21 protein-coding genes and 4 tRNA genes are annotated in these 26159 nt (G+C 36.8%); 5 read left to right on the forward strand and 20 right to left on the reverse strand.

All coding sequences use genetic code 11. The annotated features are described in order from the left end of the window. Positions 1 to 187 precede the first annotated feature (187 nt). Positions 188 to 856, reverse strand: coding sequence for a transcriptional regulator YeiL (gene yeiL, locus ACFSO7_RS06585; RefSeq protein ID WP_377876476.1), 669 nt, complete (start codon positions 854 to 856; stop codon positions 188 to 190). A gap of 81 nt (positions 857 to 937) precedes the next feature. On the opposite strand from yeiL, the gene ACFSO7_RS06590 reads away from it, so the two are divergent. Further along, positions 938 to 2110, forward strand: a complete 1173-nt coding sequence (locus ACFSO7_RS06590; RefSeq protein ID WP_377876478.1) for an MFS transporter — start codon at positions 938 to 940, stop codon at positions 2108 to 2110. A gap of 225 nt (positions 2111 to 2335) precedes the next feature. On the opposite strand, the gene ACFSO7_RS06595 is transcribed toward ACFSO7_RS06590, so the two are convergent. Both ACFSO7_RS06595 and ACFSO7_RS06600 read right to left on the reverse strand, forming a co-directional pair. After that, the gene (locus tag ACFSO7_RS06595; RefSeq protein ID WP_377876479.1) at positions 2336 to 5020 is read right to left on the reverse strand and encodes an ABC transporter permease; all 2685 of its coding nucleotides are present in this window, start codon (positions 5018 to 5020) and stop codon (positions 2336 to 2338) included. A gap of 5 nt (positions 5021 to 5025) precedes the next feature. After that, on the reverse strand, positions 5026 to 5700 hold the full coding sequence (locus tag ACFSO7_RS06600) for an ABC transporter ATP-binding protein (protein ID WP_377876481.1): 675 nt from the start codon (positions 5698 to 5700) through the stop codon (positions 5026 to 5028). Between the two features lie 152 nt (positions 5701 to 5852). On the opposite strand from ACFSO7_RS06600, the gene ACFSO7_RS06605 reads away from it, so the two are divergent. Further along, positions 5853 to 5981 carry a hypothetical protein gene (locus ACFSO7_RS06605; protein ID WP_377876483.1) on the forward strand — a complete coding sequence of 43 codons (129 nt, stop codon included), beginning with the start codon at positions 5853 to 5855 and terminating at the stop codon, positions 5979 to 5981. Positions 5982 to 6260: 279 nt separating this feature from the next. Further along, a complete protein-coding gene (locus tag ACFSO7_RS06610; protein WP_377876558.1) occupies positions 6261 to 6353 on the forward strand; it encodes a hypothetical protein in 93 nt (30 codons plus the stop codon). Positions 6354 to 6458: 105 nt separating this feature from the next. Here ACFSO7_RS06610 and ACFSO7_RS06615 read toward each other — a convergent pair whose 3' ends face one another. Then, the gene (locus ACFSO7_RS06615; RefSeq protein ID WP_377876485.1) at positions 6459 to 8141 is read right to left on the reverse strand and encodes an FAD-dependent oxidoreductase; all 1683 of its coding nucleotides are present in this window, start codon (positions 8139 to 8141) and stop codon (positions 6459 to 6461) included. Positions 8142 to 8377: 236 nt separating this feature from the next. On the opposite strand from ACFSO7_RS06615, the gene ACFSO7_RS06620 reads away from it, so the two are divergent. After that, the gene (locus ACFSO7_RS06620) at positions 8378 to 9004 is read left to right on the forward strand and encodes a TetR/AcrR family transcriptional regulator (RefSeq protein WP_377876559.1); all 627 of its coding nucleotides are present in this window, start codon (positions 8378 to 8380) and stop codon (positions 9002 to 9004) included. Positions 9005 to 9377: 373 nt separating this feature from the next. On the opposite strand, the gene rlmH is transcribed toward ACFSO7_RS06620, so the two are convergent. The 8 genes from rlmH to ACFSO7_RS06660 form a co-directional block, all read right to left on the reverse strand. Beyond that, a complete protein-coding gene (gene rlmH / locus ACFSO7_RS06625; RefSeq protein ID WP_377876487.1) occupies positions 9378 to 9857 on the reverse strand; it encodes a 23S rRNA (pseudouridine(1915)-N(3))-methyltransferase RlmH in 480 nt (159 codons plus the stop codon). A gap of 380 nt (positions 9858 to 10237) precedes the next feature. Continuing rightward, positions 10238 to 11461, reverse strand: coding sequence for a S1C family serine protease (locus ACFSO7_RS06630; protein ID WP_377876489.1), 1224 nt, complete (start codon positions 11459 to 11461; stop codon positions 10238 to 10240). Between the two features lie 206 nt (positions 11462 to 11667). Further along, complete coding sequence (locus ACFSO7_RS06635; RefSeq protein ID WP_377876491.1) at positions 11668 to 12462, reverse strand: MBL fold metallo-hydrolase; 795 nt, start codon at positions 12460 to 12462, stop codon at positions 11668 to 11670. A gap of 5 nt (positions 12463 to 12467) precedes the next feature. Beyond that, positions 12468 to 13262: a two-component system regulatory protein YycI gene (locus ACFSO7_RS06640; protein WP_377876493.1), complete on the reverse strand. Its 795-nt coding sequence runs from the start codon at positions 13260 to 13262 to the stop codon at positions 12468 to 12470. Next, the gene (locus ACFSO7_RS06645) at positions 13249 to 14571 is read right to left on the reverse strand and encodes a YycH family regulatory protein (protein WP_377876495.1); all 1323 of its coding nucleotides are present in this window, start codon (positions 14569 to 14571) and stop codon (positions 13249 to 13251) included. Before ACFSO7_RS06645 ends, ACFSO7_RS06640 begins: the two co-directional genes overlap by 14 nt. Further along, on the reverse strand, positions 14568 to 16391 hold the full coding sequence (gene walK / locus ACFSO7_RS06650) for a cell wall metabolism sensor histidine kinase WalK (protein WP_377876497.1): 1824 nt from the start codon (positions 16389 to 16391) through the stop codon (positions 14568 to 14570). The genes ACFSO7_RS06645 and walK overlap by 4 nt, the downstream gene beginning before the upstream one ends. Before the next feature lie 9 nt (positions 16392 to 16400). Then, positions 16401 to 17108 carry a response regulator YycF gene (yycF, locus tag ACFSO7_RS06655; protein WP_377876499.1) on the reverse strand — a complete coding sequence of 236 codons (708 nt, stop codon included), beginning with the start codon at positions 17106 to 17108 and terminating at the stop codon, positions 16401 to 16403. 117 nt (positions 17109 to 17225) lie between these two features. Next, on the reverse strand, positions 17226 to 18695 hold the full coding sequence (locus ACFSO7_RS06660) for a peptidoglycan DD-metalloendopeptidase family protein (protein ID WP_377876501.1): 1470 nt from the start codon (positions 18693 to 18695) through the stop codon (positions 17226 to 17228). 594 nt (positions 18696 to 19289) lie between these two features. Between ACFSO7_RS06660 and ACFSO7_RS06665 the strand changes: the two genes are divergently transcribed. Continuing rightward, on the forward strand, positions 19290 to 19811 hold the full coding sequence (locus tag ACFSO7_RS06665) for a DoxX family protein (RefSeq protein ID WP_377876503.1): 522 nt from the start codon (positions 19290 to 19292) through the stop codon (positions 19809 to 19811). Between the two features lie 51 nt (positions 19812 to 19862). Here ACFSO7_RS06665 and ACFSO7_RS06670 read toward each other — a convergent pair. The 8 genes from ACFSO7_RS06670 to ACFSO7_RS06705 form a co-directional block, all read right to left on the reverse strand. Continuing rightward, positions 19863 to 19935: transfer RNA gene (locus ACFSO7_RS06670), tRNA-Phe, on the reverse strand. Positions 19936 to 19943: 8 nt separating this feature from the next. Further along, positions 19944 to 20019: transfer RNA gene (locus ACFSO7_RS06675), tRNA-Asp, on the reverse strand. A 69-nt stretch (positions 20020 to 20088) separates the two neighbouring features. Further along, positions 20089 to 20160 (reverse strand) — tRNA-Glu (locus ACFSO7_RS06680). Positions 20161 to 20176: 16 nt separating this feature from the next. After that, positions 20177 to 20249: transfer RNA gene (locus ACFSO7_RS06685), tRNA-Lys, on the reverse strand. Positions 20250 to 20615: 366 nt separating this feature from the next. After that, positions 20616 to 21908 (reverse strand): adenylosuccinate synthase, encoded by a 1293-nt coding sequence (locus tag ACFSO7_RS06690; protein WP_377876505.1) that lies wholly within the window; start codon positions 21906 to 21908, stop codon positions 20616 to 20618. 350 nt (positions 21909 to 22258) lie between these two features. After that, on the reverse strand, positions 22259 to 23611 hold the full coding sequence (dnaB, locus tag ACFSO7_RS06695; RefSeq protein WP_377876506.1) for a replicative DNA helicase: 1353 nt from the start codon (positions 23609 to 23611) through the stop codon (positions 22259 to 22261). Between the two features lie 127 nt (positions 23612 to 23738). Continuing rightward, complete coding sequence (gene rplI, locus ACFSO7_RS06700) at positions 23739 to 24188, reverse strand: 50S ribosomal protein L9 (RefSeq protein ID WP_377876508.1); 450 nt, start codon at positions 24186 to 24188, stop codon at positions 23739 to 23741. Then, positions 24185 to 26158, reverse strand: a complete 1974-nt coding sequence (locus ACFSO7_RS06705; RefSeq protein WP_377876510.1) for a DHH family phosphoesterase — start codon at positions 26156 to 26158, stop codon at positions 24185 to 24187. The genes rplI and ACFSO7_RS06705 overlap by 4 nt, the downstream gene beginning before the upstream one ends. Position 26159 lies beyond the last annotated feature (1 nt).

Raw genomic sequence — 26159 nt, forward strand, 5'->3', positions numbered from 1 at the left:
ATCTCCTTGGTTAGGGTAGTAATATTGGAAGTTCTGTGATAGGTACTTCCATTTTACAATGAAAACGGTGGCCTTTTTCTATTTATTTGACCTATTTACTATACTAGGCACCATCCAGAAATTTGGAAGATGCCTGGCACTTGCCCTAATTTGGCTTTTGAACAACATCATTTTATCTAAATGGTTTTTAATATTTCAATACTTCGGCAAGTTCATACAACGAATGGTATTGTTTAATTTGATAGTTCCGTCCTATCTTTTGCAAGAATCTTCTCTCGCAAAATTGTGTAAGTACATGCAATAAGTGTCGATAGGATACACCTAAATAATCACAAACTACTACGTGTTTCTCCTTATAAATCCCTTCATCAGCCGTTTGCAAAATAAAATCCGCAAGCCGGTTTTCAAGCGGGAAAGCAAGGCTTTGTGAATACTTCGTAGCCATATGTGTTGCCTTTACACTTAAAAACTTGGTTAATTCACGTAGGAATTTTGCATCCTCCAGCAATTGTGTGCGATATCGATGAAATGGAAGCGTAAAACAAATGGTCTTCGTCGATGCTTGAATCCCCTTTGTATAGTACACGTCATTTAATAATTCCATTTCTCCAATATAGTCATTAGCATTGATAAAATTAATTAAGGAAACTTTCCCATTTTGATGTGTTACATATATTTTTGCTTTTCCTTCCATTACATAAAATAAAAAATCTGGGCTCATGCCCTCTTGAATAATCCATTCATCACGCCTGTATTCATGAACTTCCATAAACTCTTCAACTTCAAAGGAAAATAGATGTGCTATTGAGTTATTCTCCAAATACAGCCTTTTTTTCTCACCTTTGTAAACTTCCATTTTCCACCTCAAAAATATGAGATATCTCATATTATTCATATTTAATTCCATGATAACATGCATTTAATGAGGGGGATAAGAATGGCTACACAACGTTGGATGAGTATAAGGTTTTTTAGTTTTTTTATGACATGGGGCGTTTTTCTACCTTATTGGTCAGGGTGGCTGATTTATTCAAAAGGAATGACTGTCCCACAAGCTAGTTTGATCATGAGCCTCGGTTTAATTGCAAGAGGCATTTCTACATTATTTGCATTTCCTTATTTATCAACGAAAGTTAGCAGTAAAATACAATTAAATATGGCAGCAATAGGCACACTGGTTGCCATTCTCTGTTATATTCCGACAAGCTCCTTTGCTGGTTTACTCGTAGTAACGATTATATTACACCTATTTTACCCAACACTGATGCCAGCTTTAGAAAGTGCTGCCAGCGTCCTTGTACAAAGTAAACAATTAAGATATTACGGAAGAAGTCGTCAGTGGGGGTCCATTGGGTTTGTCTCAGTCGGCATGATTTTAACCATTTTTACAGGAATGTTTGGAGATAAAGTGATTTTTTGGGCATTTTTACTTGGTACATTGGTATTTGTGTGTCTCGGTTTTATGCATGCACCAAATATTTTATCCAAAAAGCCGCAAGTAGACCAAACACAAAAAATAGGCATATTACACTTGTTCCGTATTAAACACTTTGGTTTGATACTTATTATTGTCATTTTACTACAAGCAGCACATGCGACTTATTATAATTATGGCTATATTTTCCTACAAGAAATCCATGCACCGATATACCTTATTGGTCTTATTATTAACATTGCCGTCATTGCAGAAATCATATTCTTCTCCATTGCAGATAAACGCTTCAATCAATTTTCAGTAGGCACCTTACTGACATTAGCAGCAATTGGGTCATCCGTACGTTGGATGCTCGTGTTTGCCTTTCCAAATGTAATTGTTTTCTGTTTCGCGCAAACTTTGCATGCGTTCTCGTTTGCTATGGGGCATTATGCCTTTATGAAATACTTAACCAAAAACATTCCACACGCTCAGATTGCAAAAGCACAAGGCATGTATTCAGCGCTTGCACTTAGTTGGAGTACTGCAGTGTTTACCATTTTCGGGGGCTATTTATACGAGATTGAGCCAAGATATGCCTTTATCGGAATGATTGTTTGTACCCTGCCAGCAATGCTGTTTGCGCTTGTATATCGAAAAGTAGAACTTAGAAAAGAAGTTTTCATGTATATTTAAATCTCATGTCTAGTTCTTACAAAACCCATTCAACTTTACAAACCTTCGTTTTTCTAAGGTTCAAATATATTTCTATAACAAAAAGATGAGATTTATCTGATTTAGAAAAATCTCATCTTTTTTTCTGCAACTATACACAACGTATAAGGAAAAACCTTATTTGCTTATGGTACGGTTCATCACACTTATTTACCTGGCGTTTTTTTCCTATTTATTCCATACTGCCTAAAGCGAGGCACTATCCCTACTCTGGGCTCTTTGATTCATGTCTTTATAGTTATCTATGGATTGACTCATCCCTTGAACTGGACTGATTCGTACTGCGAATTGAGCTGGTATAAAGGCACCCACGAGTCCAACTATTACTGGAATGATAGCTATAGAAATCAACCAAATCTCTTTAATTAGTAGCTGATGATAAATAAGATTAATGAATCCTAATGCGACTAAGTACCCGAATAATCCTGATAGAATTCCCGAAATAAGCCCTTCTGTGAGGACAAGTGATTGAACCGATCTATTACTCCAACCGAATGCTTTTAAGACTGATAGTTCTGCACTTCTCTCAGAGACATTCTGCCACATGATTTCATATGTGGTTAAGATCGCAATCAGTAAGGAGACTCCTATAATGATATAATGGGATACTCCAATTTCCATCGCGACAAATTGCCCTAACCAAGTGGTGTATAGTACTCCTTTTAGTCGGAACGAAACAAAGATGAAAAACATCAGGAGTGAGGTAGGTAGCATGATTGAAGCAACTGACAAAGCATTGCGTTTCCATTTTCCAAAGAAATGGCCAATAGCCATCGTGAATATCCCTCTAACCCTTGTTAATCGGCGTGAATTTTGCGAGATTTCACCTGAACTCATCGCTTCTTTTGGCTTAATCCGACCTACAATAAAAGCAGGAACAATAGCTCCTAATAAATAAATGAAAAAACCAACTATGCCTATGAGAATAAATTTCACAATTGATAAAGGAATTTCATCATCACTTTGGAAATAGGCAACAAAACTCATTAATAAAGATGCTACAGCTACAAATACTCCTAGTATAAGAGCCTCATAGAGAACCATTTTTACTAAATTTCCATTTCGCCAACCAATAGCTAATAGCAATGCCAGTTCCTTTTTTTGAGACAAAAATGAAACAATATTTGTCGAGATCACATAAATAATCGCTACTAACATAATGATGAACATTAAAGCACTGCTGCCTACTTTGGACTCTTTGTAAATTCCGAAAGCAGTTCCTAGTTTGACCCAAGGTTGCTCAATCCACCCCAACGATTCTTTCGGACCATTATCTGGGATATAGCTTAAAGTGGGTTGGGGTGACGAGCCTAAAGTTATATCGGTGATCAACCCCGTTTTCTCTTCTATCGTCCTTGCCACCTTTTCTAAAATGGCCTGGCTATCTTCATTCATTTTTTCAACTCCAGATACCTTAACTCGAATGGCGCTGATGGGCTTATCACCCATTATACTTTTAGCCGCCTCAATCGTTGTAAGTAAAACAGGAGGACTTGTTAAAAGACTAAAAGGCTTTCCTTCATTATTAATAGTTGCTGGTGGATTGATAGGCTTCCCATTTTTATCTAACACGAGACTAGCCGTTGCTGGTCGATAGGTTTCCATTGGCACATCTGTTAAAGGATCCATTGTTAAAGACAGTTTTGAAGGATCATAAAGTCCAACGTAGTAAGGCTCTATTTTTGGGGCATCCAGCAAGTTCTCTGTATATCTTTCATAAGGACGATAGGCGTAATATACATTTTCTCCTATGGAGATTTTCTTAGGCTGGACTTCAAAAGCATAATTCCATTTCTCTTTAAAGGGGCTTTGAATTTCTTTATAGTCTAAAGGTGCAGCCTTTGACGATACGGACCAAGAAAATTCAGCATCACGTTTAGGATGATAGTACGGTTTTTGAGTTTCTGGATCGATTCCTGTCATTTTTGCTAGATAAATCTGATGACCTAACTTTGAATCATAGGTGTAATGTTCGACTTCCTTCGACTCAATTGTCTTTAAATAATCTATTCCACCCTTTTCTAAAACTGTTTCCATTGTTTCCCTTGCTATTTCTCTATCAGAAAATGGAAGATCCAATTTCTTTATCGTAAACTCGTAGGTTTCCGTTACAAATTGCTCTTTACTAACAATGATTGGAATTTGAGAAATCTTAAATGGGATATTTCTACTCCTTAATTTCCCTTCACTTTCTGTCACAATGTCTTGATCTGTAAAGTAGCGACTTTCTCCAATAGGAATAATCGACTGTTCTAGCCCGACAAGTTTTGCCTCTTCAATCGGATCCACACCGACTAATAATTGATTGGTCCAGGAAGAAACCAAGCCTGGCCAATAAACTACACCATATGGTAGATACTCTGAAGGCTCATCTATTTGAGGAGCCCATTCTTGGGTCGTAAAGTACTCAGTATACGTTTCCCTTTCTTCTTTACGAACCCCATTATCGGACATCGTTTTATACGAAAAACTATAAACCCCTGGATCTTTTAAATCCTGCCTATGCAGTTTATCGAAAGTGATGATAGCAGATGTATTACCAATAACAGCAATTGGAGCAGCAATCGCTACTTCGTCGATGTTTTTAATCATACCTAGTTGTTCGAGGCTGATTCCACCAGAAATACCACTTAAATAGTTAGGTTCTAGCAGCTTATGATCTTCCGTAATGCTTCTTGAATCAGGTGGCCTGACAACGATATCATAGGAAGACCTCCATTTCTTTTGCAAAATATGTTCAATCGTGCCTCTGCTCGTTTCTTGTACCCCTGATATGTATCCTAAACCGGAGCTAATGATCAAGGCACCAATAAACATCGGAATCATCCGTTTTTTATTCCTTAGCCAATTTTTAATAATAAATTGAAACAATGGCCTCACCTCCGAACATCGTTTACGACTTTGCCATCTGTTAAATAAATGGTTCTATCACAACTCTCAGCCAAAGTGTTATCATGCGTGATTAAGATGATCCCACAGCCTTGTTCTTTGTTTAATTTCTTAAGAATTTCAAAGATGATTTCACCATTTTTCTGATCTAAGTTACCAGTAGGTTCATCTGCTAGAATCCATTTGGGAGAATTGACTAACGCCCGAGCAATGGCAATTCGTTGCTGCTGGCCGCCAGATAATTGTGAGGGTAAAGCATTTTTCTTATCACTTAAACCAAGGAGGTCCAATAACTCCTCTGCTCGTTCCTGTTTAGAATACGGTGTCTTCCTTGAAAATAAGGGAGCCATAATATTTTCAATCGCCGTTAAAGTTGGCAATAGCTGAAATTGTTGAAAAACAAAGCCAATGTTTTCAAAACGAAAGTCTGCTAGTTTATTATGTTTCATCGTAAAGATATCTTCATTCTCATAAATAACCTTGCCATTTGTTGGTTTATCTAAAGAACCAATCATATTTAAAAGCGTAGACTTTCCCGATCCTGAAGGACCAACAATCGTTGTAAAATCTTTTCTATCAAATGTTAGATTCACATTCTCTAATACCTTTGTGATAATCCCATCACCAAAATAAGACTTTTCCAAGCCTTGAATATAGATCATTTATTTCATCCTCCCCTTATGTACCTAATATTAGACGAAATACATAGGAAAAAGGATTCACTATTTTCAGAAAATTTTCACTCAATTGGAAAAGGGATATGAAGCAATAAAAAGCGGGTCCTAACCATTGCAAAGGGCATGTTGGTGATGTAGTGATGGTAATTAGGATCACTCTAACTAATAGAACCACTACACCTGATTTATTTGAGCTTATGAAAGTAATGGGTGAAAAAGGAGTTCTTTACAGAATGCAGACATTTTGGGTAATTCCATTTAACTAACGTAAAGACACATCGAAAAAATGACCATGAATCACTTTTCCGGCCGTTTTTCAATGTGTGGATCTCGATTAATTTAATATAACTTGGACATATAATATTGGTCAAAAAGCCTATCTTTAATTTTTATTGAACTTCTTTTTATCCTTTCCAATATGTTGGACATCGCTAACCAACTTATATTGGCATTGAGCCTGAACACCTGCCACATTTATTTAACCGTTTCATCGTACCGATGAAGCACGAACAAGATACACTGGCGGAACTGGCTTAGGTCTTGCTATCGCCAAACAATATGTCGTGTCTCACAATGGGAAAATTGAAGTAAAGAGTATTAAGGGGACTACTTTTATTATTCATTTACCATCTAATTAATAAAAAATAGTCGTACAGACCAAAGGTAATGGTCTGTACGACTGATCCAGCAGATTCCCAATAACACTCATTTTTTTTATTACTTGAACTAATCTCTGCTTAATCCTATGCTTCTTTAGGTCTTGCAGCAACTGCAGCCATCTCACTTACTGCAATATAGCCAAACACCATCGCTGGTCCTATGGTAGCACCAGGTCCCGGATAGGTTTCTCCCATAACAGCAGCTGCACAATTTCCAGTAGCATATAATCCTTGTATAGGCTGTCCATTTTCCTGAAGGACTCTTGCAAAGTTATCTGTAACTAAGCCACCTTTTGTCCCAATGTCCCCGGGATAAATCGGAATGGCATAGAAAGGTGCTTTTTCTAATGGGGCTAAATTTGGACTTTTTAATGTTGGATCACCATAATAGCGGTCGTAAGCACTTTCACCACGATGGAAATCCTGATCATGTCCATCAATAGCAAACTTATTAAATCGAGCGATTGTTGCTGCTAGTTTCTTTGGTGGTACACCCATTTTTTCCGCCAGTTCTTCAGGTGTCTCCGCAACTTTAGTGTATCCTGTTTCAAACCATGTTTTTGGGAATGCTTGACCAGGCATGATGCCAAAAATTAGGTACCGCTTTTTCACTGTTTGATCAAATATCATCCAAGATGGAATCGTTGATGCCCCGCCTTTGTTATTTTCATACATTTTATCAACAAATTCATGATACGGGACCGATTCATTTAAATAACGTTCCCCTTCACTATTCACAATAATTAGACCTGGAGTAGCCCGTTCTGCTACAGGCATAAATGCCGGAGAACCAGGTGGGATGGATGTTGGCGTTCCCCACATCTTATCCATCAAATCCAGTTTTGCTCCTAATCTGCGACTAGGTTCAATTACATCGCCCGTTTGTCCTTCAGATGATAAAGTCCAATCTACATTGGATGGTTGTGGTAAATATTTTTCACGTAGTCTATGATTGTGGGAGAAGCCTCCAGAGGCAAAAACAACACCACAACGAGCTTCAATTTTTATGTTTTTACCATTTTGTTCGGCAATAATTCCGGTAACACGATTATTTTCAAATACAAGATCATGAAATGGGGTAGACAACCAAACCTCCCCGCCAGCTTCCTTAAGCGAAGCATATAACCGGGCAACAAGTGCCTCTCCTAGAGTAGCAGGATTATATGAACTTAGCTTCGTGCGAATGAGACGCATACCTACTTTCAATGACGTCTTTTTTCCAATCCATGTCCTTGTAATCATATTTACTTTATGAAATTCGCTTGACTTCAACACCATACCTTTCGTTGGCAGCCCGGATTTACGCATATTCTCTTCGTCTTTCCCTAATTTACAAAGGTCGAAAAGCTGCGCTTCAATTGCACGTCCACTAGGTTTCCCTCCAGGCAGATTCGGATAATAATCTGAATACCCAGAAGTATATTCCCATCTCACATGCTCCGTATTTTCGTAGAGATATTTTATCATCTCAGGTCCTCTGACCAGGTACGCTTCCTTTAAAGATTTGGGTACCCGATCACCTACGGTTGCATCCATATATGCACTTGCTTGCTCATATGAATCCTCAACACCAGCGTTTTCAAGGTAAAGGTTATTTGGTATCCACACCGTTCCTCCTGATTTAGAGGTGGAACCACCAAAAAGCTCAGTTTTTTCTATAACAATAGCTGAAAGTCCTCGTAACTTAGCAGTTAATGCAGCGGTCAATCCCCCTGCCCCAGAACCAACGACTACCACATCAAAGCTGGAATCCCAATGTTTACCCAATATGTCTAACCTCCTCATTGAAATTTTAAGGTTTTTGAAAATATGGTACACTATTATTAATTATTAAGGGAAAATTCAGAAAAATTATAATAGCAATATCCTCCCTTGTTACTACTATAAATTCCTTTAATCCAATCAATCAATCAATAAAATCTTTCATGTTGTATTGATAAACAACAGATTTCATAAATATGTTTAAAATATAAATAATTTTTGGAGTGAATTAAGTGACACTAATGGATCAGAGCGTGGATAAACGAGTGCGCAGAACGAAGATGCAATTAAAACAGGCTTTTATCAAATTAATGGAGGAAAAAAGATATGATCAAATTACGGTGACGGACATTGTGAACCATGCTGATTATAATCGTGCAACTTTCTATCGACACTACAATTTTAAAGAAGAATTGGCAGAAGAAATTATCTCTGATAAAACGATTGCACTCATTGAAGCATTCAAATATCCCTATAAAAAGAAAAACCAGATTCATCTAAACTCTCTATCCCCTTCAGACATCATCATATTTGATCACATTATGAAAAATAAAGATTTCTACAAACTTTGGGGGAAATTTCAATCAATACCTGGCTTTGAGAAGTCATTTTTACAATCCATTACAAAATTTTTCAAAAAGGAAATTATCCTATTAACACCACCTGACCCTAATTTAGATAACCACCTTTATACAACTTTCTACGCTTATGGTATTTTAGGTTTGATTTTAGACTGGATAAAGAACGGACTAGAACCTCATCCGGACTATATGGCAAAACAACTAGTTAAAGTAATTAACTATTTTCCAACTGAGTCATTAATAGTAAAAAAAGGGCAGTCCCCTACTACTTTAAAAGAAGGTCACTGAAGAAGAGGAAGATCCCTTTTAGTATTCCCTTATGTAAGAGAAAAGGATAATGGGACGAGGTTCCCCTCGTCCCATTATCTTCTCACCCCTAAAATCCATCCTAATAGTATAAATATTACTACACGATACCCTGCCTTAATAAAGAACAATTTTCTTAGTTTTCTTTCAAATAAATAGGTTATTTCTATTACTGTGGCAACCTAAAAGAAGCCTGTAATAAATTTAGTCGAAGCACCATCATTGCATTTTTCTCTGTTCCTAAAAAACAATACTAGTACAAAGAAAACGATAAAGGATATCACATTGATCAATGACTTTTCCTTTCCTGCGCCTTCATTTTGCCTTCATCGCTAAAATGAAAGAGCTACTCCATTTACTTATGGTAAGGTTCACCCCTCATAATCCGAAACGCCCGATAAACCTGCTCCAACAATATCAACTTCATCATCTGATGCGGAAACGTCATCCTTGAAAAGGAAAGCTTCTCATCTGACCTTGCCAATACTTCTTTACTCAACCCCAACGATCCACCAATAACAAAAGCAATTTTACTCTTTCCATACGTAGCTAGTTTATCAAGCGAGTCTGCCAATTCTTCCGAAGATTTCATTTTCCCATCAATGGCTAAAGCGATGACATATGTATCTGGAGAAATTTTTGCTAGAATTCGTTCTCCTTCTTTTTGTTTGACTTGTTCCATTTCAAGTTCACTTAGTTGTTCCGGTGCCTTTTCATCTGGGACTTCAATTAAGTCGACTTTGGCGTAGCTTGTTAATCGTTTTGAAAATTCATCTATCCCCAGCTTTAAATATTTTTCTTTTAACTTACCAACAGAAATAATAGAAATATTCACAATCCACACCCTCACTATGTTACAAACAGTTTACAAACAACATATCCACAATAGTTATCCACATATCCACATTTATTATCCACATCTTGTATGGGAGCATTCGTTCCCTACCATATGTACAGCCCTTTTTTTCACTATTCACAGGTTGTTGATAACTAATTTCCACTCCTATTTTACTAAAAAATGTCCCATTTTACTTATTTTCACGTCCGAAAATCCTGCATAATACTCTTCCTATATTGTCATTCTTCCTTCTATTTATTTTTAAACAAATTCGTTCTAACTTATCCACAATCATCTTATCACTGAGAAAAAAAAGTGCAATAGTCATCTTTAATCCTAAAAAAAACAGGAAAGCATACTGCCTTCCTGTTCACACACTATAATGTTTCTCCACCTAACTTTACTGTCGTTGTTTTTAGTGCTCCATTTCGATAAAACTTAATTTCCATTTGGTCCCCGATTTGTTTTTTATTATACAGATGCTTTCGTAAATCAATGACATCTTTAATTTCTTCCCCGTCCATTTCCACAATGACATCTAGCTCTTTAAGCCCAGCTTGTGCGGCTGGAGAATTTGGTTCGACTGTACGAATTGCCACACCATAATTGATATCCTTTGGCAATTTTAATGCTTCTTGTTGATAGTAGGCCGGGATCTCTGAAACTGATTTTAATTCCACACCCATATATGGTCGGCGAACTTCTCCAAATCTTTCAAGGTCATCGATAATCGGTTTTGCATTATCGATCGGAATGGCTAAACCGATTCCCTCTACTGCATTTTGAGCAATTTTCATGGAGTTAATTCCAATTAACTGTCCATCAATGTTTACGAGTGCACCACCGCTATTTCCTGGATTAATTGCAGCATCTGTTTGAATAACGTCTGCTTGCCAGTCTTCCACGCCATCTTCATTGATATCAACTGGAATCGTTCTTTCCAAGCCGGAAATAATCCCTTGTGTAACAGACCCTGAGAAAGTTGGCCCTAAAGGATTTCCTATAGCAATCGCTGGTTCACCGCGTCTTAATTTTTCAGAATTTCCAAATTCAGCTATCTTCTTAACGTCTTTTGCACTAATTTCAAGAACAGCTAGATCTGTCCAAACATCACTGCCGAGAAGCCTTGCTGGAACTTTTGTTCCGTCATCTAAAGTCACTTCTAGCTCAGTTGCCCCTTCAACGACATGATGATTCGTCACGACAAAAGCTTTATCTCCCGCTTTTTTATAAATTACTCCCGAACCTGTTCCAGCCTCCACTGCTTCATCATCTGTCCAAAAGCTAGAGGTTTGAAGATTCGTAATCCCTACAACCGTATCAGCTGCTTTATCAACGGCTTTCGTAATTTGTGTATTTATATCTATATTAAACGTTTTTGCCGCAGTGACTTGACCTTGTTCATGTACTTGTCTATCTTCTTCCGCTAAGTTCTCATTTGGCTCTACTTTATAGGGTAGGACATCAAAGTTTGCTAACGTCGGGATGGCAATAATGACGAGAATAGCCCCTAGAATGGCTCCGACAAGACTTGCAATAAAAAATCCACCCCTATTTCCCTTTTGATAACGATTTTCATGCTCTTGATCATAATAACCCAAATGACACCCATCCTTTCTGACATATGTATCACTAAAATTATTTTGCCAACAAACCCACTATATTACTCTTTCCTATATATTAATTCTAAAAATGTACCTCGTTTCCTTCTTTGTTATTTAATTGATTTCGAGGCATCATTATTCTTCAATTATTTTTTTGATAAAAAAAGAAGAATAGATAAATTCTACTCTTCCTTTCGAATCGTCTATACCGCTACAAGCTTTGTAGGTGTTTTTGGATCTGTATCATAAAGCTGAAAGGATTCTCCTACTCGAATTCCCGTACTTTCTAGTGTTTGCGATACGGACATCCGCGCCAAATCCTTCATATTATTATCCAAGCTTAAATGAGCTAAATAAATTCTTTTCGTTTGATCCCCAATCACTTCACTCATCGCGATGGCAGCATCCTCATTCGATACATGGCCAACATCACTTAAGATTCTTCGTTTAATATTCCATGGATAGCGCCCCATCCTTAACATTTGAACATCATGATTACTTTCAAACACATAGGCATTGGCGTTCGTAATAATTTTCTTCATCCGATCACTGACATAACCAGTATCCGTTATTAACACAATCTTTTTTCCACCATGATGGAAGACATAAAACATTGGTTCCACCGCATCATGTGAGACGCCAAAGGATTCAATATCTACACTACCAAAAGTTTTCACAGTCTCCATTTGGAAATCAAATTTTTGATCTAATGAAACCTCGCCGATCAAAGGATCCATTGCTTTCCACGTCTTTTCGTTCGCATAGACAGGAATTTTGTATTTTCGTGCTAATACACCGATTCCTTTTATATGATCACTATGTTCATGCGTAACAAAAATAGCAGATAAATCATCTATTCTTCGATCAATTTGTTTAAAAAGACCTTCCATTTGTTTTCCGCTCAAACCCGCATCTATTAAAAATGACTGTTCTTCCGCTTCTACATATATGGCATTCCCCGTGCTTCCACTCGCAAGAACACTCAAACTTAAAGACATTTCATTCACTCCATTAATTTATTTTCCTCACTATTAAATTGAATAATTTGCCCTTCAAAAGCATTGACATATAAATGGCCATTACCTTCCACAACAAAATGCCATGTAGGCGTTAATACTTGTGAGGCAGCTAATTGAACAAGGGTTGAATACCCAAATTCGACGAGAGAAATTTTACTTTTTGGCATAAGCATACCTTTTTGATAAAGAGCTTCGATCGCCTTAATAGCTGGTAAAATTTCTTCCCTGTCTGTCAAATTTTCAATCGACTCTAAATACGTTTGTTCATAAGAAATAATTTGGAAGTCTTGATTTAAATGAATAACGACCTTCCCATTAATATTTTCGTAAAACATCTTATTATCGAATTTTTGATAGAAGGTAATCGTTTTAGCAACTTCATCGAAATTCCATAATCCATACTGGTCGCCATTTAAAACATAGGCATCTAAGAAATTTTGAGCTTCAAAAGGATCGAATTTACTAGTCAATGAAACTGGCTTTTCCAGAATACTTTCGACGGTCGTGTGTTCAACAATTGTAATCATCTGGTTTTTTAATTGACTGAGCTCTTCCTTATTAAATTCCTTTGGTTTGGCGCTTAAATACTGATCTTTAATTGGCCCTTTCGGTAATTCATCAAAGCTAATTTCATTATCCTTTAAACTCGTCTCTAATGAAACTTCCGAAATAAGTTCGTATTTATTGGCATCCCGAATAAGCAAAAACTGATACGTCAAATATAAATCTAAAATGAGGAACGAGATAATGAAGATGGTTTTAATCTTACTCCAATCCATTACGGTCCCCCCTATTTATATTAGTACGAATCTGGCCCCATGAATCATTATACTTATAAAACCAAGATGGAACCAAGACTAATAATCTGGGTTCTTTTGGATCTCTTTCCATGTGATAACCCAACTTTAAGTCTTGCAGATTTTCTATTTTGAAATCTTCCTTTGCTTTTAGAAATTCAAAGATTTCCTTCCCAGATGGGGTAGTAACCTCTGACATTTCCGTTCGGAGTGGAAGATCAAGAGAAAAGTTTGGACGTAAAAACTTAGTAATCTCATTTGGCCCCCATACTTCAATAATTTCGGACATGCCTTTCTCATTAAAAACAGGATAGCCATCCGAACTATAAAGTCGAAAGGTAATTCTTTGATTCCGCTCATCCATTCCGGCAAAACGATACGGATCTGTCCAGCCCCCATGCTCATTAATAAATTCAATCCCTCTATGAATAATTTCGAAAGGGCTCCCTATAAACTCACTTTCTTCAACAGGGTTAATATAGAAAAGTAAATTCTCATTATGATAAATATTCATCTTACTAGAACCGTCAGTATACTCTTCCCCTTCAGGAATGAAGGTCTTTTGAACAAAGCTAGGATCATTAAAAAGGGCTTCTTTAAATTTCTCTGAATCAAGATAATCTGGATAATATTTATATTTCATCATAACCGTTTCTTTTTCAGGAAGAAATAATACATTTTCTTTAGATGGTTTAAACACAAGATATTTCGGATATCGATAAGATATTTTGAAAAAACTTCGGTTAAAATCCGCCAAATCCGAACTGCTAACATGACTAATATAGACTTCTTTTTTTCCATACGAAACAAAATAAATCGTACCTGTTTCTTTTTGAATATTTTCCATGTCAATCACAATACGATCAAAACTAAATTTGGGAATCGACTTATTTTCAAAATTCAAGACATTTTTATAAATATCGAGCGGAACTTTCTCGGGAAATATTATTTCAACATTTCCATTTCCATGAACAAGAGAATGGAAGTTTTCCACTTTGTTTGTATAATTTTTCACGTCATAAATATTCCACTGACTCATTTCACGGACAATCTTATCTATATCAGTTGTACCAACAGTTCCAAAGTGCGACTTTTGGTAATGAAAGAGCACTTGATCTGGTTTGATAACCGTTTTAATATCCTTCTTTTCACCAATGGACACTTGTTGAACATAATTCGTATTTTCCATTGTTTTATAATCAGGTTGATATGTCCATAGATTCCATGTAAGGAAGGCACTGCTAACTACAAGAAAAGCCAATATAGCGGATTTAATATTTTCATATGTCATGACCAATCATCCTCTTCAGAACGTTCATAAGGAAGACTGAAAGAAATAACTGTACCTTTTCCTTCTTCACTCATAGCCCAAATATCACCACCGTGTGCATTCACCATTTCTCTTGCGATCGCAAGACCTAAACCAGTTCCTCCAAGTTTTCTTGTCCTTGCTTTATCCACACGATAAAAACGTTCAAAAATCTGCTCAATATTGTCTTCTGGAATACCCATTCCTTCGTCAGATATACTAACAATGATGAAACGTTCCTGTTCTTCAATTGAAAAAGTAACTTGTCCACCTTCAGGAGAGTACTTTAATGCATTAGAGATTATATTGTCTAATACTTGTGTCATTTTATCTTCATCAATTTCAACAAAAATCGGTTCCTCCGGCAATCGTCGATTAAAACTCACATTTTGGTCCTTTGTTAACTCAAAACGGTCAATCACCCGATGGAAATAAGCGATAAAGTTAACCCATTCTTTAGAAAGATGGTAGTCCCGACTATCCATTTTCGATAACTGTAATAAATCGGTTACTAATCGAATCATTCGTTCTGTTTCCGTTTGGGTGACTTCAAGGAATTTCGGAGCAATCTCTTTATCCTGCCAAGCCCCTTCCGCTAAAGCTTCTAAATAACTTCTCATTGTCGTAAGTGGCGTCCTTAACTCATGAGATACATTGGCAACGAATTCTCTTCTTTCCATATCTATTTTTTCCTGCTCCGTTATGTCATGAAGGACAGTGATTAATCCATTTACGAAGCCCGTTTCCTTCTGAATAACAGAAAAATTGGCGCGGAGAATATAATGTTTATTCTTTGTACTATAATCCAAAATCACAGAATCTTGCTCTGCTAATAAATCTTCAAATGAATACTCGTCCTCAAGACCCAGCAACGAAACAATCGACTGAGATAGAACTGTTTCACGTGAAACATTCAACATTTTTGCCGCTGGCTCATTGATTAAAATGACTCGCCCTTTACGATCTGTGGCGATAACTCCATCCGTCATATAGGAGAGGACTGATGAGAGCTTTCTTCGTTCACCCTCGGTAGTGGCTTGAGCCTCCTGCAGTTTCTTCGTTAAATTATTAAAGGTAATCGCTAGCTGACCAATTTCATCATATCCATATACCTTTACTTTTCGTGAAAAATTCCCTTTTGCCATCGCAAGAGCCTGTTTTTTCATATCTGAAATAGGCCTCGTAATGGTTTGTGCCAATAAAACGCCTAAAATAGCCGTAATCGCAAGGGCAATCGCTGTCCCAGTCGCTAAAATATTATTAATCGTTTTCATTTGACTAAAAATCGGTTCGATTTTTGCGACTAAATAGATCGAACCGATTACTTCCCGGTTTGATTTAATGGGTGTAGCCAGTACCCAAGTTCGATGACGTCTTTTCGGATCAATGAGGATTTCGCTTTCCTCTTCTTCAAGAACAATCGAGCGTTTGACAATAAGTTCTGTTGTTCTTTGTCCTACTACTCCCCGTGTATCAGGCCAGGTTCCTATAATTTTTAAAGACCTACCATCAATCACTCGGATTTCAGAAATATCTACTGCCCGATAGTCCTTTAATACATTTTTAATGGCGTCTTCCTTCGTTGGATCTTCTTTATCTCGTTCTTTAATCATTTCCTCTTCTATATCATAAGCAAGCAAATTAACTCGTTCTTTTATCGAATGAATCGTATTCGTTAATAATGTCTCCTCTAACTGCCTGACGAAATAAACACCAATGATTTGCATCGCAATCAAAATGAGCAACACATAGATGAGAACAAACTTTAAATGAATGGATCGGAAAAAACCTACTTTTTTCATGTAATCATCTTACTCCTGTTCAGGATTGCGCAAGTAGTAGCCTACTCCTCTTCGAGTAACAATCCATGTTGGGTGACTTGGACTATCTTCAATTTTTTCACGAAGTCTACGAACTGTTACATCAACTGTTCGTACATCTCCGTAGTAATCATAGCCCCAAACTGTCTGTAGCAAATGTTCTCTTGTCATCACCTGCCCAATATGCTTGGCAAGGTAGTGGAGAAGTTCAAATTCACGATGTGTCAGCTCAATGGTTTCTCCCCGTTTCGATACTACATAGGCATCTGGATGAATCGTTAAGGAGCCGATTGAGATTTCATTTGATTCCTCTTCATAATCAACTACTGATGTAATTTGTTGGTGGCGGCGCAAGTTCGCTTTTACACGTGCAATTAATTCACGAGTACTAAATGGCTTTGTGACATAGTCATCTGCACCTAGTTCAAGTCCTAATACTTTATCAATTTCAGAGTCTTTTGCTGTTAGCATAATAATGGGAATTTCATACTTTTTTCGAACTTCCCGGCAAACTTCCATTCCATCTCTCTGAGGTAGCATAATATCAAGTAAGATAAGATCCGGCTGAATCTCTTCTACCTTTCTTAGCGCTTCATTGCCATCATAAGCACACACAACCTCATAGCCTTCTTTTTTTAAATTAAATTGTATAATATCTGCAATTGGCTTTTCATCGTCTACAACAAGAATCTTCTTCAATCTATTTCACCCTCCTGAAAAATCATAGGTTCTCTCATTACTTTACCATTTCTATAGAATGAATTCATCTACGGAAATGAAAAGAGCCTCTAGATATTCTAGAGACTCATTAAAATTTTATTTTATGTAATTTAGTGGATTGACTAGAGCACCATTACGATAGACTTCAAAATGTAAGTGTGTGCCTGTAGAGTCACCCGTAGATCCCATTTGCCCAAGGGCAGAACCTTTTGGAACAGTTTGACCGACATTCACATCAATAGCAGATAAATGAGCATAAACAGTGCGATATCCATTTTGATGATCGACAACCACCTTTTTACCGTAACCACCATCCCAGCCTGCAAAAACAACAATGCCATTATCAGCAGCTTTAATAGTGTAATTACTTGGTCTCGCAATATCTATTCCCTTATGCATTTTATTCCAACGGTAGCCCATATTACTTGAAATATAACCACCTGATGTTGGCCAACTAAAGCTTCCTTCACCACGAGAAGGAATTACTTTCGTCCCCTTTAACACAATATGATTGAAAGGAGCTACTAGAACATCCTCTTTGATTACTTGTTTTTTAACTGGTTTTCCATTTTGTTCAGAGACCACATAGTTAACAGCTCGTAAACCTACTTTACCCTCCTGTTGAACCTTTGTGTCTCCTTTATACATATCAGCATTTTCTCGTACTTGTCTTTCAAATGGAATTTCTTCTTTCAAATATACTTCTTTTTCAACCATTACTCTCACTAATGGTTTTGGAACTGTCACATTAAGTTCTTGATCTATTTTTATTACTGAATCTTCTGTTAAACCAGGATTTAAATTTAATAATTGTTCTAATTTTAAGTTATGGTCACTCGCGATCGTTCCTAAAACATCCCCATCTTGAACTTTGTACTTCACTTCCTCCAAAGTTCCTTTTTTAATATACTTTAAAGCTTCTACCACAGTGAAAATTTTATCAGGGGTGATTTTTTCTTTTTTAACTGAAACATTTTCAGAGAAAGAAACGTCTAATAATCGAGACTCATTTTCTTTTAATGGAACTAAAGAAACATTCGGTGACTTTTGTCTAGCCTCAAGCTCCTCCAATTGTTCCTTTGATACATACTGTAACTTTAAACTTTGAACAACTTCCTGCGCCATCTTTTCATTCTCAAGATAGACAGCAGATTTATCTCCTATGACAACTGCAGCTGCATCTGCCAGAGGCTTTAAATCATTTTGAATTTTATCTATTACAGATTGATCATTTGCAGTAGATCTAAAAACTTGTTCAGGTATATAGGATAATTGTGAACCTACTGCTATATCTTTATTTTTATAAACTTCTTTTAACTGCTCAACTTTATCTTCCACTACTTTATTTAAAACATTCTTATTTGAAATAGTACCTATGTATTCATTATTTAAATAAACATAATAAACAGTAGTTAAACCTGCACCCGCTAAAGAATTTGAAGAATATCCAAAAGCAATAGATGTAGCAAATAACGAAGTAAAGGCTACCTTTTTAATATTGGATAGCTTTATATTTGTTATTTTTTTATTCAATTTACTCAATTTATTGAAAAGATTCATTGACATTTAAGCGTTCCTCCTAAACTACGAAGCCATTTATTCTCTCGTAATCTAGTGCTATATAACTATATTTGAAATATTACTGCAATTTTAGCACTTCTCCACTTTACCATAAAAGTAGGAAAAAAGTTTACTAGTCTCTATAATGTAACAAAAATGTATAAAAACTGACATTTTGTTACTGATATTGGAAATTAAATGGGAGTTTTATAAAATAAATTTACAACACATATATGGTAAATTCATCCTACTAAAGCTTCCTATCTGACTAGCTATAAGGAATTACTTTCATTAGTATGAAATAGGACAAGTGTCAGAGTCAAACTAAAAGGGCTTGTCCTAATATTACAATTATATTACAAAGATAACAGACTTCGCTCAGCTCTATGATTTAATGGAAGTTATAAGCTTTGCCTCAAAATATTTAACAACTTGACTGTTTTCTCTTTTGTTCCAATTTGTATTCATTGTTCAAATATTTGTCAATTTGTTTTTACAGATTTGTGAAATAGTTCACAAATTCGTTTTTCTTTTGATTTATTTTGATATATTAATGGTGTAAACAATATATTAATAATTGATTGAAAGGAAGCGATTTTCATGTTAATGAAATGGTTAAGAGAGAATACTGTATCAGCTGCTCTATTGACAGTAATTCGGTTGTTTCTTGGATATCAGTGGCTAACTGCAGGTTTCCATAAAATTTCAGATGGTTTTGATGCTAGCGGTTTTTTACAAGGAGCAGTCGCTAACCCTGTTAAAGGTCCTGATGGAGTCGTATACGGTTGGTGGACTTCATTTCTAGAAGGCTTCGCCCTTCCTAATGCTGATCTATTTAATGTATTAATACCATGGGGGGAATTCTTAGTCGGTTTAGGTCTTATCCTTGGATGTTTTACAACTGCTGCCGCTTTCTTCGCAATCGTTATGAATTTCTCATTCTTACTTTCTGGCACAGTTTCTCATAATCCTACAGACATCATAATGGGTATGATAATTTTGGTAGCAGGATACAATGCTGGGAAGTTTGGACTGGACCATTACGTCATACCTTTCCTCCGCAAAAAGGTTGGAGGTAATATTAAACATCAGAATGACAAGAAACTTTCAAACGCTTCATAAATAAGATTTAAAAAAGAGGTTGATTCATTAAAGAATCAACCTCTTTTTTGATGGCTCAGGACGGAATCGAACCGCCGACACAAGGATTTTCAGTCCTTTGCTCTACCGACTGAGCTACTGAGCCATATCAAATGGCGGTCCCGACGGGAATCGAACCCGCGATCTCCTGCGTGACAGGCAGGCATGTTAACCGCTACACCACGGAACCTAAATTATGTATATGGTAGTTAGCAAGGAAACTGTCCTTGCCAGTCACTCGCTAACCACCAATTGCCAATGACCCATACGGGATTCGAACCCGTGTTACCGCCGTGAAAGGGCGGTGTCTTAACCGCTTGACCAATGGGCCTTAATAGTAGTAAAAGTGAGCCATGAAGGACTCGAACCTTCGACCCTCTGATTAAAAGTCAGATGCTCTACCAACTGAGCTAATGGCTCGTATTTTTATAACTTAGTATTATTAAAAATACCTTCGATGACGACGCTTTTTATATTATCACAGTAATTGAATAAATAGCAACCCTTTTTTAATAAAAATTTTTAACATTTTAATAAAAAAGGAAGTGGAGTAAAGTTTTCTCCACTTCCTTTCAAAAGAGTAAGTAAGATTACGCGCTCTTGTCGACCTCGAGGTCAAATGTTCGACACCCAAAAAGTCAAAGAACGACTTTCCGGGTGTCGAAGCATTTGCTTGGCAAACCAGAAAACGGTTTGCATAAGTGCGACTAGGTCTCTGACTTCGTTACTCTCGCCAATAGACCAGTCTTCTTTATCGGGGCTACCAAGGCGCTTCCGCTTTTCTTATTAATTTTGGCGCCAAGGGCTTCTTACCACATTTGTTTGGACACGGTCTGGTCCAACAGAGAAAATGGAAAGAGGAATTCCTGTTAATTGGCTAATTCTTTCTAAATAGTGGCGAGCGTTTACTGGCAGTTCATCTAATGACTTGCAGCCTGTAATATCCTCCGTCCAGCCTTGGAACTCTTCATATACAGGTTCACATTCAGCTAATACCTTCAAGCTTGCTGGAAACTCTTCAATTAACTCGCCTTGATAGCGATACGCAACACAAATCTTTAATGTTTCAATTCCTGTTAACACGTCGATTGAATTTAAAGATAGATCTGTAATCCCACTTACTCGGCGAGCATGACGAACGACTACACTATCGAACCAACCTACACGACGTGGGCGTCCTGTTGTTGTTCCATATTCTCTTCCTACTTCACGAATATGGTCACCAATCTCATTTTTTAGTTCCGTAGGGAAAGGTCCATCTCCAACACGTGTAGTATAAGCTTTGGAAACACCAACTACATGCTTAATTTTAGTCGGACCAACACCAGAACCAATCGTTACGCCACCTGCAACTGGATTTGAAGAGGTAACAAAAGGATAGGTTCCTTGATCAATATCTAGCATGACACCTTGAGCACCTTCAAAAAGAACTCTTCGACCTTCATCTAAAGCGTCATTCAATACGACAGATGTATCACAAACAAGATGTTTAATTTGCTGTCCATATTCATAGTACTCATCTAATATATCTTCTAATTTAAACCCGTCTGTTTCATAAATACGTTCAAATAGACGATTTTTCTCATCCAGGTTTCGAATTAATTTTTCTTCAAATATTTCTTTATCAAGTAGATCAGCAATTCGGATACCAATTCGAGCCGCTTTATCCATATACGCTGGTCCAATACCTTTTTTAGTAGTACCAATTTTATTTGCGCCCTTACGTTCTTCTTCCACTTCATCTAATTTTAAATGGTATGGTAAAATCACATGAGCTCGGTTGCTAATTCGAAGATTATCTGTTGATACATTTCTTTCATGTAAATAAGCTAATTCTTTTACAAGTGCTTTCGGATCTACAACCATTCCATTTCCAATTACACTAATTTTATCTTTATAAAAAATACCCGATGGAATTAAGTGAAGTTTATACGTTTCACCATCAAAGCGAATCGTATGTCCTGCGTTATTTCCACCTTGATAACGTGCAATAACTTCTGCATTTTCTGATAGGAAATCGGTAATTTTCCCTTTTCCTTCGTCTCCCCATTGCGTTCCTACTACTACTACTGATGACACGCCATACACCTCCAAAAGATTGGAAAAGTCATTTATTTGTTTAAAACCATACATAGTTTAACAGTAAGAGTACATTAAAGTCAATGAAACACGAACAATTTTTATATATAATATTAAATACGTTCGTAAATTATTAAATAATATTCGATTCAATAAGCCTCTTCAAATAGTGTTCCGACTGTACATCAAACTTATCCGACTCAAACTATTATTTATACGACTTTTTTTCAATATATCCGACTAAAATTAAATTATATCCGTTTGAACTTCATTTATATCCGCCGATTTCACATTTTCAACACTTATAAAAAAACAGACAACAAAAAAGAGACTAGTATGATACTAATCTCCTAAGCTCCCATATCTTCAAATCTTCTCTCTAAGTTAACAAATTTATTATATTCTTTCACAAAGGCAAGCGACACGGTTCCAGTAGGACCATTACGCTGTTTCGCAATAATGATTTCAATGATGTTCTTGTTTTCTGATTCTTTATCATAATAATCATCACGATATAAGAAGGCAACAATATCAGCATCCTGCTCAATACTTCCGGATTCACGAATATCTGACATCATTGGACGTTTGTCTTGACGCTGCTCCACACCACGCGATAGCTGTGATAAAGCAATAACAGGGATTTGAAGCTCACGAGCTAATTGTTTCAGTGAACGGGAAATTTCGGAGATTTCTTGTTGACGATTTTCTCCACTACGTCCACTTCCTAAAATGAGCTGTAAATAATCGATTAAAATCATTCCAAGTCCATGTTCTTGTTTCAAACGTCGGCATTTGGCACGAATATCACTAATTCTTACACCTGGAGTATCATCAATAAAAATTCCCGCATTGGATAAACTCCCCATGGCCATCGTTAATTTACCCCAGTCTTCATCCGTCAAAGTACCTGTACGTAGACGTTGGGCATCAATATTCCCCTCTGCACAAAGCATACGCATGACAAGCTGCTCAGCACCCATCTCTAAACTAAATATGGCCACATTCTCACCTGACTTAGTCGCTACATTTTGCGCAATATTTAAGGCAAAGGCAGTTTTACCTACAGATGGACGAGCTCCAACAATGATTAAGTCATTTCGTTGGAATCCAGCTGTCATACGATCAAGTTCAGCAAACCCCGTTGGAATTCCTGTAATATCACCTTTACGTTGATGAAGGGTTTCAATGTTGTCATATGTTCTGACAAGGACATCTTTAATATTATGGAAAGCGCCTGCGTTTTTACGCTGTGCCACTTCCATTATGTTTTTTTCGGCTTCACTTAATAAAGATTCAACTTCATCCTCACGCGTGTACCCATCTTGAGCAATATCCGTTGCTGTTCGAATGAGACGTCTTAAGAGTGATTTTTCCCCAACAATATTTGCATAATACTCAATATTAGCTGCAGTCGGCACAGAACCAGCTAACTCCGTTAAATAACTGACACCGCCAACATCTTCTAAAATTTTTGCAGCAGCTAGATTTTCTGTCACTGTAATTAAATCGACCGCTTTTCCTTGATCGCTTAAAGTTAACATCGCATTAAAAATTCTTTGATGTGCCGCACGATAGAAATCTTCAGGTATCAAAATTTCTGATGCTGCTGTCAAAGCGGAAGGTTCAAGAAAAATCGCCCCAAGTACGGCTTGTTCGGCTTCCACATTTTGTGGGGGAAGACGATCGGCAAATAAATCACTCATCTATAAAACCTCCTTCAATAGAGGAATCTTTTATCATAAGAAAAAATGTGACCAGCCATAACCGATCACATTTCCTTTAATGTCTATCATTCATTCTAACATGTTTCACTGTCCTGTGGACGAAAAATTAATTTCCTTCTTTTACATGCACATTTAAAGTCGCTGTAACCTCATGATGCAATTTTACGGGAACCTTTGTAAATCCAAGTGTTCGTATGGCATCGTTTAATTCCATTTTTCTCTTGTCTAATTTAATGTTGAATTTCTTTTGTAATTCATCAGAAATTTGCTTCGTCGTAATGGAACCGAAAAGTCGGCCACCTTCACCAGATTTAGCTGTTAATTCTACTGTAATTTTTTCTAATTCAACCTTTAATTTTTTTGCTTCCTCAAGCTCTTCAGCTGCTACTTTTTCTTCTTTCTTCTTTTGAGCATTTAGGGTAGAAACAGCTGCTTGATTAGCCTCAACTGCAAGGCCTTGCTTAATTAAGAAGTTTTGAGCATAGCCATCCGCTACATTCTTTACTTCGCCTTTTTTTCCTTTACCTTTAACGTCTTTTAAAAAGATGACTTTCATTCTTTTATTCCTCCCTCAATATAATCTGAAATGGCGGATTTAAGTTTCTGTTCCGCTTCTTCTATCGTAATATCAGATAGCTGAGTAGCTGCATTGGTTAAATGCCCGCCACCGTTAAGGCTTTCCATGATCACTTGAACATTAACCCCTCCAAGTGAACGAGCACTAATTCCTATTACATGATCACTTCGATTGGATATGACAAATGATGCTTGAACACCATCCATCGTTAGCAATGTATCTGCCGCTTGAGCAATAATAACTTGATCAAATACATCACTGTTTTTCCCTTTAGCAATGGCAATCCCATCATAGAAAAACTCGACTGATTCAATCAGTTTTGCTTTTCGTACATACATATTTACATCTTCTTTCAGGAATTTTTGGACTAGAACGGTGTCTGCTCCTTGTGCTCGTAAATATGATGCGGCATCAAAGGTTCTTGACCCTGTTCGTAGGGTAAAGCTTTTCGTATCCACGATAATTCCTGCCAAGAGGGCAGTGGCCTCAAGCATTTCAATTTTACCACGTTTAGGTTGGTATTCTAGCAGTTCAGTGATTAATTCTGCCGTTGAAGAGGCATATGGTTCCATATAGACAAGGATTGGATTATCAATAAATTCCTCACCTCTACGATGATGGTCGATTACCACTACTCTATCTATTTTGTTTAAAATTTTCTCCTCAATAACCATCGATGGTTTATGCGTGTCAACAATGACTAATAATGTATCATCTGTTGCTATTTCCAACGCTTGTTCTGGAGAAATAAACCTTGAGAATAATTTCTCATGACCTTTAATTTCTTCCATCAATCGTCTAACGCCGGTATCATTTTCGTGGAAATTCATGACGATAAAGCCTTCTCGTTGATTCATTTCTGCTACTTTTTGTATACCTATTGCAGCTCCAATGGCGTCCATATCAGGGTTTTTATGCCCCATCACAATAACTTGGTCACTTTCTGAGATTAATTCCTTCAGTGCATGTGAAATAACCCTTGCGCGGACCCTTGTTCTTTTTTCCATCGGATTTGTCTTACCACCGTAGAATTTAACCTTACCATTTGGTTGTTTAATCGCCACCTGGTCTCCACCACGACCTAATGCTAGATCAAGACTAGATTGAGCTTGGGTCCCTAATTCAGGTAAGGATGTAACCCCTGCACCCACACCAATACTTAACGTCAAAGGCACGTTTTGTTTGGCTGTGGTTTCTCTCACTTCATCTAGAATTGAAAATTTCCCTCTTTCTAGCTGATGTAAAATATGTTCATTAAATACACCAATAAATCTCTCAGAGGATACTCTCTTTAAGAAAACTCCATTATCATTCGCCCACTTATTTAAAATCGAAGTAACGATACTATTAAGACTACTTCTCATTTGATCGTCCATACCTTGAGTTAATTCATCATAATTATCTAGAAAAATAATCGCAATAACCGTTCGCTCATCATTGTACATTTTCTCTATTTCCGATTGCTCAGTCACATCAAAAAAGTACAGAAGGCGTTCATCCCGTTTATGGATTACTCTAAACTTTCGATCATGAATCAAGATCGTCTCCGTTTCCACTTCTTGTTTTATTAGTGGGATCAAGACATCAGCGACATCATAAAGAGATCTTCCTACTAACGTATCTTCATCAAAGGAAGAGGCTAAAAAAGGATTGGCCCATTCAATAAAATAGTCATCATTAATCAACATGATCCCAATTGGCATTTCCATTAATGCTTCTTCGCCTACCTTTTTTACTCGGTAGGATAAAGTAGATATGTATTCTTCGACTTCTTTCCTTTGTTTATGATCTACATTAAAAATAAAGTAGAAAGGGATAAACATAAGGATGAATCCAACAAGCCCAATGATCCAATTATAAAGGGTTAAAATACTAAGCAAAATCATGGTTAATCCTATTAACCCATATAATAGGTAGCGGAGTGAACGCTTTTCTAAATATTGAGGCATT

It is taken from the genome of Bacillus sp. CGMCC 1.16607 (genome assembly GCF_042683745.1).
Lineage (GTDB): Bacteria > Bacillota > Bacilli > Bacillales > Cytobacillaceae > Pseudoneobacillus.

Coding starts and splice junctions, on each gene's coding strand:
- yeiL (WP_377876476.1), bottom strand. CDS start 856: ATGGAAGTTTACAAAGGTGAGAAAAAAAGGCTGTATTTGGAGAATAAC.
- ACFSO7_RS06590 (WP_377876478.1), top strand. CDS start 938: ATGGCTACACAACGTTGGATGAGTATAAGGTTTTTTAGTTTTTTTATG.
- ACFSO7_RS06600 (WP_377876481.1), bottom strand. CDS start 5,700: ATGATCTATATTCAAGGCTTGGAAAAGTCTTATTTTGGTGATGGGATT.
- ACFSO7_RS06620 (WP_377876559.1), top strand. CDS start 8,378: ATGGATCAGAGCGTGGATAAACGAGTGCGCAGAACGAAGATGCAATTA.
- ACFSO7_RS06635 (WP_377876491.1), bottom strand. CDS start 12,462: ATGTCTTTAAGTTTGAGTGTTCTTGCGAGTGGAAGCACGGGGAATGCC.
- ACFSO7_RS06640 (WP_377876493.1), bottom strand. CDS start 13,262: ATGGATTGGAGTAAGATTAAAACCATCTTCATTATCTCGTTCCTCATT.
- ACFSO7_RS06645 (WP_377876495.1), bottom strand. CDS start 14,571: ATGACATATGAAAATATTAAATCCGCTATATTGGCTTTTCTTGTAGTT.
- walK (WP_377876497.1), bottom strand. CDS start 16,391: ATGAAAAAAGTAGGTTTTTTCCGATCCATTCATTTAAAGTTTGTTCTC.
- ACFSO7_RS06660 (WP_377876501.1), bottom strand. CDS start 18,695: ATGTCAATGAATCTTTTCAATAAATTGAGTAAATTGAATAAAAAAATA.
- ACFSO7_RS06665 (WP_377876503.1), top strand. CDS start 19,290: ATGTTAATGAAATGGTTAAGAGAGAATACTGTATCAGCTGCTCTATTG.
- dnaB (WP_377876506.1), bottom strand. CDS start 23,611: ATGAGTGATTTATTTGCCGATCGTCTTCCCCCACAAAATGTGGAAGCC.
- rplI (WP_377876508.1), bottom strand. CDS start 24,188: ATGAAAGTCATCTTTTTAAAAGACGTTAAAGGTAAAGGAAAAAAAGGC.
- ACFSO7_RS06705 (WP_377876510.1), bottom strand. CDS start 26,158: ATGCCTCAATATTTAGAAAAGCGTTCACTCCGCTACCTATTATATGGG.